This window comes from Haloarcula marismortui ATCC 43049 (genome assembly GCF_000011085.1).
Classification (GTDB): Archaea; Halobacteriota; Halobacteria; order Halobacteriales; family Haloarculaceae; genus Haloarcula; species Haloarcula marismortui.
In genome coordinates, this window is record NC_006395.1 from 220,899 (window position 1) to 231,827 (window position 10,929).

Below are 10,929 nucleotides of genomic sequence, written 5' to 3' on the forward strand. Positions count from 1 at the left end.
CGCGACCTGTATTCCGAGTCAGTTCACGTAGCCGAGATGCTCGAGTCGCTTGCGGGCAGTCGCTCTATCCTGGTCGGTCGTGTCGGAACCAGCGGGATTCTCAGCGGTGATTTCCGGACGCTCGCCGCGCTCGTATGTCAACCACGGAACCGTGACCAGTCCGTCGGCGTACACCCCGCCCGGGTGTCCGTACTCCCGTATCGGCACGGGGAAACTCCGCTCACCGATGACCTGCCCGTGGTCCGCGGTGACGACTGTCTTTCCCGAGAACTCATCGAAGAGCCGTTCGACCTCGGGCAACACCACGTCGAGATTCTCCTTGAACGCACGCTCGACGATCTCGTCGGAGACGTCCAGTTCCCCGCTGAGGAGCTTGTACCACTCGAAATTGAGCCTGTCCAATTCGAAGTGCTCCTGTCCGGTCGGCCCGAGGAACGGGTAGTGCGGTTGGAGGTAGTGGACCAGCAGTCGCTTGTTGGGGTACCGCTCTTTCGCCTGTATCGCGGCTTCGGTCATCGTTTCTGGGAGGACCGTCCGGTACTCCTTGTCCCATCCGTCCTCCCTCCACACGTCGACGACGTCGTGAAACCGCGTCTCTACCTTGTCTCGATGCCTGTGCAACATCGGGCTTCCCGTTACGTACACCGTATCGAGGAACTCGCGCCCGTGAAAGTTCGCTCTGAGGAACTCCTTCGTGTCCGACGCCCTCGATTCCACCGACTCGAGTTTCCCGGGAAGCGAACTCTGCTCCTCGAACATGTCGTAGCGACACGCATCCAAAATGAGGAGGTGGTCCCAGTCCTTGGCAAAGACGTCGATGCCGTCACGGTTGTACGGCCACGTCCGTAGTCGGCGATAGTAAAGGCGGTTGACCTCTTGGAAAATCTTGTGTGGTTCATCGAGGCCGTGTTTCAACGACTCCAGCGTGTACATCTCTACTGGTGGGACCGCTGTCGGACGTATTGTTATACCGTCTAAAACCGGCTCACTTTGCTACCGTAATTCCGGTCCCACTACCAATCCGAATGCGATAGGCCGCCCCCAACCCGCCCTCGCCGTGCAGTGTCCGCGACCCGGAGGCGACGCCGCACGCTCCTGTCATTCCCCGGTCGGGTCGTCGATGCCGACCCGACACCGACGCTGCAGGGACTCCCTATCGCTTGCGAGACAGGACAGCGAGATGATGGTGTCACCGTTGAGGAGAGATGTCTGAAACGAAATGTGGTCACCCACCGCGGTCCCGCTGTAGAGCGCCCTCGATGTCCGGTAATCCACCGTTCCGGTCCGACTGAACAGCTCGAGACTGCTGCTGTGGTGGTTGACTGTGACGTGGAATTGTATAGCATCGTACGTTTCTCGAAGCGAAGTTGCATCCGCTGGCGATATCTCCTCCGGTGACTGTCCAAGCAGCCCCTTGTGCTCGGACGAAACAGTTGTCCCGTCATCGTCAACGACGACAATCTCAGTCGTCTCCCCTCCGGCGATGCCGACGAACCGCTTTTGAACTATCTCACCTTGATTGACGAGCAGCAACCGATCTAACCAACGCGTACCCTGTAAAAACGGGAGGACGCCAGCAAGCACTGTTCGTCGCTTCATCGCCCTTTCCTCTTCTGTTCGCCGGGTCGATTGATCTGGATTGTCTGTCTCATTTTGATCACGCTAACGCATCGAATATTGATTCGAGGTTCTGCTTGACTTCCCAATTGAAACTAAACATGAGAGCCAGAGCCAGAGCCACATAGACTCCGATACCTACGAGAATTAACAGAATAAACTCCAATACTGGCGCATTAAGAGTCACCGTCTGATAGACGTAGGTCACTGCGGCTGCCATCCCAAGACTTGCCACCAGTGGATACGAAACCTCTCTGAGGACCCGAACCGGAGACGTTCCGACAGTCCGGGCAATAAGGTAGGTGTCTATCGGCATCATCGGGAAGATATAGATGCCCGTAATGACGGCTGCGGTACCCTCAATACCATACATCATCGTGGTCGGGTAGATGAATATCGCAATAAGGGTCACGCGTACAGCGGAGAGCTTGGCGATATAGTCAGGTCGCCCGACCGCCTTCCAGACCGGTCCCATCGTTGCACCCATTGAACGCAATAGCCCATAGATAGCCAGCAACTGCATTACTGGTATCATCGGCTGCCATTCAGGGGTAAAAAACGCCTCGACGAACGCGGGTGCGACTGCTGCGATACCCATCGCTGCTGGGAATGAAGCCAATGTGGTCATTCTAAGCGTCTGGAAGTATCCGGACCGCAGCTTCTCGATATCATTCTGTACTTTCGAATACGCCGAAAACGTCACACTTGAGATTGTCTGTGTGATTTCGGTCGCTGGCGCGTTTGAAAGCCGGTAGGCGAGTTGGTAAAACCCCAGTGCACTTGCCATGAGCGCCCAGCCGACAAACGCATCATCCCCTCTACTGTACAGGAAATATAGGATCGAGTTGGCCGTAACCCATTTGCCGAAACTGTAACGTTTCTTTGCAACATCAAGGTCAAACGAAGGCCATGGCCGGTACCCGTCTGCGATATATGAGACGAGAAACCGGGCGGCGTCGCCGGCGATGAATCCGATTGCCAGTGCATAGACGGTTGGCTTATACAGAGCTATGCCTACGGTGACGACGAAGTATGCCACCGCGCCGCTAACTCTGTAGACGAACTCTTTGTGGAAATCTAGACTCTTCTGGAAATAGACGACAGCAGGGTTTCGTAACCCGACAATAAACGGCGAAAGGGCGATGACTCGAAACAGATCGGTCGCCGCAGGTTCGTTGAACAACGATGCAATAAATGGGGCCCCAAGGAACAGGATCACGGCGATTACGGTCCCCCTGGCTGTCTCGATTGTCCAGGCCGTGTTGAGTTCGTCGTCGACGTTGTCCTCCTCGGCCTGTATCAGAGCGGACTTGATGCCCAACTCGGAGAACTTTTTGAGTGAGGAGAGTGTTAACAGCGCTATCCCCATCAACCCGAATGCACGCGGGGACAACAGTGAAGCAACGATGACTAGCAATAGCAACTCTAGCCCCCGTTCAGTGACGTTCATTATGCCAACCCAAACGCCACTCTTCACAGCCTGCTCCATAACATCATCACTGGCCGGGAGCAGCCGCTTTATCAGTCGTTTCAGTTTATCTAGCATTGTCGCTTAAACTCTCTGCCACGTATGTGATGAGCCAGATCATCAGGCCGATTGACCGACACCAGTTCGTTCTTCCGACTCAATACTCTGTATTGCTGTGCCTGCATAGGCTCTCCGTTGCTACATACTTTGGATACCATCTGTTTGTTATGGGCGGGGTAACCGTGACGCAGCCGAACTATCAGGGTGTATCCCGACACCTCTTCTCAGTGTCCAACTGTTTGAGTGGACTGGGATTTACTGTTTGTCAGCAGTGAGTACTTGTCCGCTTTCGACCATCGATTCCAGCGGGTTGTCATCAATTTCCAGTGGGAAATCGACTTGTCCGCACCGCCGGGCGGACTCCCAGCACCCGAATATAAGCTCCGTTGCCTGCAGTGCGTTGTCAGCTGAGAGTTCAGGTTCACGGCCTGTGGCAAGTGCGTCGACGGTGTCCGCTATGGCACGGTCAATATAGCTTTCAGGCCTCGCGTTTTCTACAGTGGCTCCCGGTATGTGAGCGCTGATCTTCTGCTTTGCAGCGTCGAATATTGTCTCGTTGGGACCATGTACGTCCTCTCCATCAGTGTCGAGTGTTGTCCAGCTGTTGCCAGTCCGGACCCGTAGCGGAACCTCGCCACCGATTTCTATCATTCCGTCTGAGCCCAGCAGCCGCATATGACAGTCGACAATACCACCGTCCCCTGTCGATGCAAGCCCATTGACACCGTTCGTATACCGCCATTGTGCGATGGCCTGATTCTCGTTGTGGGCCCCAAACTGCACGTTTTCCTCGCTGTATTCGATCCCAGCCATCACCCATTTCGACATCGTCTGGTCAGTGAAGTACCCACAGAGGTCAAACAGGTGTGACCCATAGTCGAATAGATTTTTTCCACCGAGTTCAATTCGCTCCAACGAGCCTATTTTCCCGTCTTCAAGCAGCGACTTGGCCTTCCGGAACGGCTTTCCGAACCGCCGTTGATGATTAAACGTAAGCTGGATACCAGCCCGCTTACAGGCCGATGCCATTTTTTGACAGTCCTCCCATCTCGTTGCCATCGGCTTTTCGCAATGGATGGCGTCCATTACCCCACTCTCAGCACACGTCATCACGACAGGTGCGTGGATGTGGGGCGGCACGCAGACGCTGACAATGTCGGGCTTGACAGCATCGAGCATTTTCTCAGTGTCCGTGTAGACGTTCCCATCCGGGAGATTCCATCGTTCGCCGAAGTTCTCTGCATTCTCCGGGACGACGTCAGCACAGGCGGTGAGTTTACACGAATCTAGCCGTTTGTACGCGCCTGCGTGTCTGTATGCCATTGCGAACCCGTCGGTATCCGGGTCGTCCGGATCTGCACCGGTCCCAATGACTGCGACAGTGTAAGTCATCGATGGAAGGTGGGATAGTAGCCTCAATAGTAGTAACCTCGTACTGATTTACTCAGGCAGTCCCCACCGACTGCCTGCTCTCTCAATCCTACCGTGACAATCTATCCGAAACTTCGGTATCATTCTACCAGAGAAAGGTATAAGCGCCATCTCGTCTGGTTTTAGCACACGAACGGTGTATTATATGACTCTTAACCACTCCGATTCTGGTGAATTCCAAGCAGGACAACCGGATGTCCAACTAACTACCCATTCACCCGTGGACTGACCACAGTCGATGCTTGGCTGAATATACGAAGCCCGGCAAAACCAATTGAGATTTAATTTCGGGATGTCTTCATATCTACCGTCGGTGAGTTCGTACCCAAATCACAAGGAGGTCAATAGGTGGGATATGCTGCAGCATGATTGACGGTATGGCCTGTTTACTAAAACGGTCTCCGTCATTGGATTCCTGGTAACGATGGACCAAAATAGTCGCCGACAAAGCGTAGCTACGGTCGCGAAGAGGACTATCTCACTGTACTGATGTCTTCAGATGAAAAGACCAAGGAAATGCAGCCGGAGCAGGCGACTCGACGGACTATTCTGGCCCTCGTTGCGACTGGACTCTCGTTTGGTGCTGCAGTGCTGATGAAGCGGGAGATGCTGTATCGTGGGTACGGTGAGGATGGCTATGGTGAACAGGGCTTCGGCGAGTAACTAGTGAATCTCTGCCAACTTTCTCTAACGAAAGAGTTGTGACCAGCAGCTGCTAGCTTGTCTAAATTCGGAGCACCGAAGCAACACAGAGTAACGTTATCCTGATCGTTCTGGAGATTGTGAAGGTCGATCAATATCCGGTACCCCGCCCCTGCCTTCTTCGTGGTGGGTGTGATCGAGGAATCCTCGAAGACGCCCAGCTGTCTTTGCAACAGTACTACCCGCTTCTATCATGGTCGCTACTGGGGTTATTCTGACGTAATTCAGCGGGTCAAATGTCTCACAGAAAATGTTCTTGAGCTGATCCGCTCGTGAGACGTTACACTTTGACCAGTAGTACGGACTCTTCGTTTCGAGTTTATACTGTTTCTTCCAGTAGTCGGTAATAGATGACGCGTATGGATGGTCGACAACGAGTTCGGGATCGTATCGAATATCAAACTCGCTTCTGACTCGCCTGGCGAGTTCTTTTTCTTCGTGACCCCACCCCATTTCTTCGTCCCACCCACCGACGGTCTTGAACACGTCTCTATGGACGCCCATATTACACCCCCAGAAGTGATCGACGTAGCAAGGGTCGCCCCCCCAGTCGTAATGGGCGGTGAAATGGCGGGCAAACACATCATCTACCGGGTGGATGGTTCGACCGGCGTACGCCGCCTCTGTTTCGAGGACATCGTTGGCTTTTTCAAGATATCCTGGCTGGGGTCGAGAATCGTCATCGAGAAACACTATCTTGTCGCTTGAAGATTGTCTGATCCCCTCATTACGGGCTCTGGTCACCGGGCTCTTATCACATACGATAACCTCAAAGTCATCGAACGTCTGGTCTTCGAGGCACTGTATCGCTTCAATCTCATCTCGCGGCTTCAATGTCGCGATGACAACGCTGACCGATACCATGTAATTCCTTCTATCAACTTGCTCTTGCCTCGAAGATATTAGTATATCCCACCTGTCATTAGTAGGCAAGGCATTCACCCGTCTGGCCTACGTCGGCATGGCTGCAATGACTGCCTGTACCCACGATACAACTCCGTAAATGAACACCACAAACCCACCCATGGAAACCCAGCGTAGTCGCCTGTGATTTTTCGGTCGGGCGCCATCTGGTTTGCTGAGCTCGACCGCAAAAAGAAAGCCTGCGTAGCTGAGCAGGTAATACAACAACAGGTTCCAACGACCGATAAATATCATTCCTCCCAACGCTAACAATAGCCAGACGACAAAAATCCCCACAAACTGTCGGGCCCATCCAGCGCACATAGCCAAGTCAATACACGTCTTCCTGTTTTGTTATGCTACTACTAGAGCGTACTATCGGACGATAATCTGAATGGTGCTTGTAATGACAGTCACCGTATCGGCAACTGTCGACACACAATGTTCCAACCGGGAGCCCCGTCAATGAGCCACAGGAAGATTGCTACTGATAGGAGCAGTACTTCGAAAACAATTGCACAAATAGCGCTGGGATTCGCCATTGACTCACGGCCACTAAACAAGGAAGGTGGGGGGCAACGGGGTAGAAACCTATGCCTGGGGATGACTCAGATATGATTGTTCCACATACCCATTCTGTGGTAAGGTAATGTGTATCCAATGTTGAGAGCGCTATGTAGCTAGCTGACAGGTACTTTCATAGCCACATCAGTTATCATCCGTACTGATGGATCTATCGAGAGATGTTCCCACCACCAGAGGCTAGGGTGGCCGTTTCTTCTGCAAGACGCTGCTCTGCAGCATCCCTGTTTTCAGGATATCCAACGTCGACACGCCACCCATTGAGACGAACGGCGTCGATTGTTCTTCCGCTGTCCATCAGTAAATCAATGGCATCGCTGAGTTCGTACTCGCCGCGATCAGAGGGTTGAACAAGGCTACAAGCTTTGAATATTGCCGGCGAAAACGTGTAAAAGCCGGTCATGACCAGATTAGATGGCGGATCGTCCGGCTTCTCTACGACATCCGTTATTTCACCGTATTTATTGGTCACGCAAACGCCATATCTAGACGCTTCGTTTTTCGGAACCTCCTCTACCAGAAACGCGCAGTCGACGCGTTGTTCCTGTTGTCGTTGCACGACTGTGTCGAGGTTCCCCCGAAACACATTGTCTCCCAGCATCAACATAAAATCGTGTTCAATTTTCGGCTCGGCCTGTAACAAGGCGTGCGCTAGCCCAGCAGGCTCCTCCTGATGGACGTATGTTACCGGGACACCATCGTACGAGCTACCGTAATAGTCGATAATCTGCTGTTGACGATATCCGACGACGATAACAAACTCATCTGCATCAAGTGAAATAAGTTCGTCAAGGCAATGAGTCAGAAGCGGTTTTCCGTCTACCTCAACTAACGCTTTCGGGAGGTCATCAGTCAGTGGCTGAAGTCGTGTTCCCTTCCCGGCTGCGAGAACTACTGCTTTCATCACTCACACGCTTTCCCAGATGCCACATTGTAATATTGCTACTAATCGGAACCTGCCATCGGTAGGCGAACCGCACATTCTTTCGGCTAGTCACGCTGTTCAGCTATCGGCGTAGATCTCGAAGTGAATCCGAGTGAATAACAATGAACTCTTCTTCACCGAGTTGCGACTCATGCTCCGGCAAAAATATCAACTGTGAATCAGTCGAGGATTTGACAACGGTGAGTTCCTCCATCTCGTAGCCCAGGTCTGATTCCCAGTCTGGGTCCGTCGCTACTTCTTCCCACTCCTCTGAGGTCATCATTCAGCTGCCACTCCATTCAAACATCCTGACCTTGACAGACTCAACCACCTGTATGTAAACCACGAATTCTGACCCCGCCCCCAAAGCCCTAATCTCAGATTAAGACGATGTTTAAACTTCCTCTCTACTGCGCTGACATTGAGCATATCTCGGAAAGGAGTAATTACTATATTAAAGATTGCGCCCCTATACACAGCACTTCTTTGCCATTTACAATTAATTTACTTACCAACTCATTCTATGAATTTGTGCCTATCAAAATCTCTGAAAACAGACTAATTCCTGATGGTAGGGTTAAATTACTTTAATATTCGATAGGACTTCACTGGACAATGACATTGTTTTACGATGTATATGAGAAATGAACGCTGAGCGAAGCCACAGATTCACCATCGGAGCAGGATGAATCAAATACCTTCAGGCACATTTGCATCAATACCATCCTGTATCTGCGGCTCCCCGTCTACGATCCTATACTTACTTCTTGGATCGTTACGCCCGAAGCTCGAAACCGATGGAGCCCTCTCAAATGCCATTACGAACCTTAGCCCTCCTCGACATCTGAGCTATATGATCAGCTACCACCGTTCCACGTCCGTCTGGGGTGGTAAGCTCCGCCATGCCAGAATAACACGACTATAACAATACACCCCTGCGGTTTAGACACTGATGGAGAGGGCAGTTACCCGACACCCACAACACCGGCCCAATCCTTACCACCCCCCTCAGGGACGCTCGTGCCCTGTATAGTCGCTGTCGACTCGGATCGCTCTCTCCACTTTGACAGTGAGCCGGAGCGGCTTCGGTCACACCGTTCTTTCCGGCTCATTCCGGTCTCGACTTTTTAACTATGACAACTGGATTCTAACCCTTTGCTAATGATTCACTGATTCTCCTGACTAACTGTTGAGATACTGCTGACCCTTCTCGAGTTAAATTGTGTGATGGGAAAGCCTAGATGTCCAGTAGACACTGTACCAGAAGTCATGACCGAGAAACGGGCATTATGATATCATTCAGATATTCACCTAGAAGTTGGCTATAGGAGTGCTTATCGAGTAGCTATAATCATCGAAATTCTGGGAGTTTATAACAAATATATGATGGCTCGACACCAGTATCCCTCAGCACATGGATAACTAGCAGGTGTCCAGAAGAAGCCGACTACCTCATATATGAACTCAATTACTAAACTGTAACAGTTAGACGTAGCGGTGTATGCCGGAACATATCTCCGACAGCGAAATGGAACGGATTTCGGAATTCGCGAGCACTCCGATGTACAAACGGTCGCCCGACCAGTTACTGCCGGATGGTGCGGCCGACGACGAAGAATAACACACCCCTGGGGGGTGTTTCTCAGTCAGCATACAATCCCACTCACGGCTCACCGATATCAAAGGACTTGTTGTTTTCCCCTCGCCGTCTGGAGACCCCGTGAGTAATAGAAAGCACGAGAAACGAACTTATGACGACTAGTCCGATAATTAATGGACTAATCGCACTGAGTGGAGGCACACCGACGATTGCTGCTATGAGTAAAACGGCGTTCAACAGGGCCACAGCGCCATAGTACTGATACCATTTTGACTCGTTATCGCCATTGCTGATGAATGGTTCAACTTCTGGAGCATCCTCTCGAAGAGCTATCTCACCCGTATCAGCGTCATAGGTTATTAGCCCTGCCTCTTGGAGCTTTGGAGCATGAGTCTGATACAGCGAGACGTACACCCGCTTTCGCGCCTGTGAAGAGAGTTCTTCGACGGTTGTATCGTTTTCCCACGCAGCCAGCTCCTCAGCTAAATCGGTTAGCTGGACTGGCTCTATTTGCTGGCGTAGATAGTACAGTGTATATCGACGCCTAGAGCTGCTGAGGATATCGAACATTTGGTCGCGTGAGAGCTCTGGTTCTTCCTCTACCATCGATCCACTCATGACCTCGGTTGCTGCGTTGGTTTATGTTCAGGCCGCGAGAGCGACATATATACACGAAACCCGGGGTACCGTTTTGTTACACCCCCGTTACCCTCTAATTCCCGAGTAAGAAGTAGCTACTTGAATGGCGTACTGGGCTTTTGTCTTTCACCGTCGGGTCACAGTCGGTATCTAATCCCTGTGTTTCTGATGTGGAAGTATTGACAGTACTACACGAATCCCTCACAACAGCAGAGAATAAATAAAAATAGATATGCAGGCGAAAGCGCAGTACGGTGAGTTATTGTCCGATCCGATATAAGTCGCGGTGTCACACTACTAAACTCTGGGTCTACTTCTACTAGTATATGTACAAACATTAGCACTACGCTATCGGATTCTAATGAGGATAGACGGAAACTACGTAGTGTCTTATTAATAATATATCCTAGTTATACGATATTGGCTCTGTCAGTTGATTTACCAAGTCACCGAGTGGGGATTTGGCGAGGCCAGTCTGAAAGCACAGCCGCACCTGTGATAGTAATCTCAAGAATAGTCTGGCCTAACCTCTGTGAAATCTGGAGTAGTTCAGTCCGTAATAGGATATATCGCCAACTATCGAGCTAAGAGCGTGACTGCTCAATATTCTTTTTCAAATTCGGATATCCTCTTCTGCGGCTACTGTACTGCTCTCCCGCTCGTCTTGCTGGCGTGCTCTCTTGCCGGAGGCTCTTCATCATTTCCTCAATTAAGAACTAGTAGGAAGTTGATAGCCGATTACGTGGGCGTGATCTCGATTGTCTCGCTGTCTCGAATCCGAATGGTGTACCCACTGTATGTGAAACTGATCTGAATGTCGTCGGTGGACTGCCCTGCGACAAGTGTGTCGAGGGCATCCGGGTCGATTTGATTATACAGCGGCGGGAGACTAGTTTCCGTTACGGATTCTTTAGCTGCTATAGCGGTAACAATCGCTTCACTCGGTGATTCGTACTGGTTTGCCCAAAAGACCGTTTCTGTCTCGTTCCACTCCAAACTCAT

10 protein-coding genes are annotated in these 10,929 nt (G+C 51.5%); 1 reads left to right on the forward strand and 9 read right to left on the reverse strand.

The features are described from left to right. Window positions 1-18: 18 nt before the first annotated feature. The 4 genes from RR_RS03210 to RR_RS03225 form a co-directional block, all read right to left on the reverse strand. A complete protein-coding gene (locus RR_RS03210; protein WP_004965544.1) occupies window positions 19-933 on the reverse strand; it encodes a hypothetical protein in 915 nt (304 codons plus the stop codon). A 165-nt stretch (window positions 934-1,098) separates the two neighbouring features. Next, window positions 1,099-1,599 carry a hypothetical protein gene (locus RR_RS03215; protein WP_011222641.1) on the reverse strand — a complete coding sequence of 167 codons (501 nt, stop codon included), beginning with the start codon at window positions 1,597-1,599 and terminating at the stop codon, window positions 1,099-1,101. 58 nt (window positions 1,600-1,657) lie between these two features. After that, window positions 1,658-3,163, reverse strand: a complete 1,506-nt coding sequence (locus RR_RS03220) for a lipopolysaccharide biosynthesis protein (protein WP_011222642.1) — start codon at window positions 3,161-3,163, stop codon at window positions 1,658-1,660. Window positions 3,164-3,400: 237 nt separating this feature from the next. After that, complete coding sequence (locus RR_RS03225) at window positions 3,401-4,537, reverse strand: Gfo/Idh/MocA family protein (protein ID WP_011222643.1); 1,137 nt, start codon at window positions 4,535-4,537, stop codon at window positions 3,401-3,403. A 528-nt stretch (window positions 4,538-5,065) separates the two neighbouring features. On the opposite strand from RR_RS03225, the gene RR_RS22235 reads away from it, so the two are divergent. Next, window positions 5,066-5,239: a hypothetical protein gene (locus RR_RS22235; RefSeq protein ID WP_007190648.1), complete on the forward strand. Its 174-nt coding sequence runs from the start codon at window positions 5,066-5,068 to the stop codon at window positions 5,237-5,239. A gap of 96 nt (window positions 5,240-5,335) precedes the next feature. Here RR_RS22235 and RR_RS21430 read toward each other — a convergent pair whose 3' ends face one another. The 5 genes from RR_RS21430 to RR_RS03255 all read right to left on the reverse strand — a co-directional run bounded on the left by RR_RS21430 (window position 5,336) and on the right by RR_RS03255 (window position 10,929). Then, a complete protein-coding gene (locus RR_RS21430; RefSeq protein WP_011222644.1) occupies window positions 5,336-6,142 on the reverse strand; it encodes a glycosyltransferase family 2 protein in 807 nt (268 codons plus the stop codon). Between the two features lie 772 nt (window positions 6,143-6,914). Beyond that, window positions 6,915-7,667: a UTP--glucose-1-phosphate uridylyltransferase AglF gene (gene aglF / locus RR_RS03240; protein ID WP_011222645.1), complete on the reverse strand. Its 753-nt coding sequence runs from the start codon at window positions 7,665-7,667 to the stop codon at window positions 6,915-6,917. Between the two features lie 103 nt (window positions 7,668-7,770). Continuing rightward, the gene (locus tag RR_RS03245; protein ID WP_004965526.1) at window positions 7,771-7,971 is read right to left on the reverse strand and encodes a hypothetical protein; all 201 of its coding nucleotides are present in this window, start codon (window positions 7,969-7,971) and stop codon (window positions 7,771-7,773) included. Between the two features lie 1,380 nt (window positions 7,972-9,351). After that, window positions 9,352-9,894 (reverse strand): DUF7344 domain-containing protein, encoded by a 543-nt coding sequence (locus tag RR_RS03250; RefSeq protein WP_004965523.1) that lies wholly within the window; start codon window positions 9,892-9,894, stop codon window positions 9,352-9,354. A 771-nt stretch (window positions 9,895-10,665) separates the two neighbouring features. Beyond that, a complete protein-coding gene (locus tag RR_RS03255; RefSeq protein WP_004965521.1) occupies window positions 10,666-10,929 on the reverse strand; it encodes a HalOD1 output domain-containing protein in 264 nt (87 codons plus the stop codon).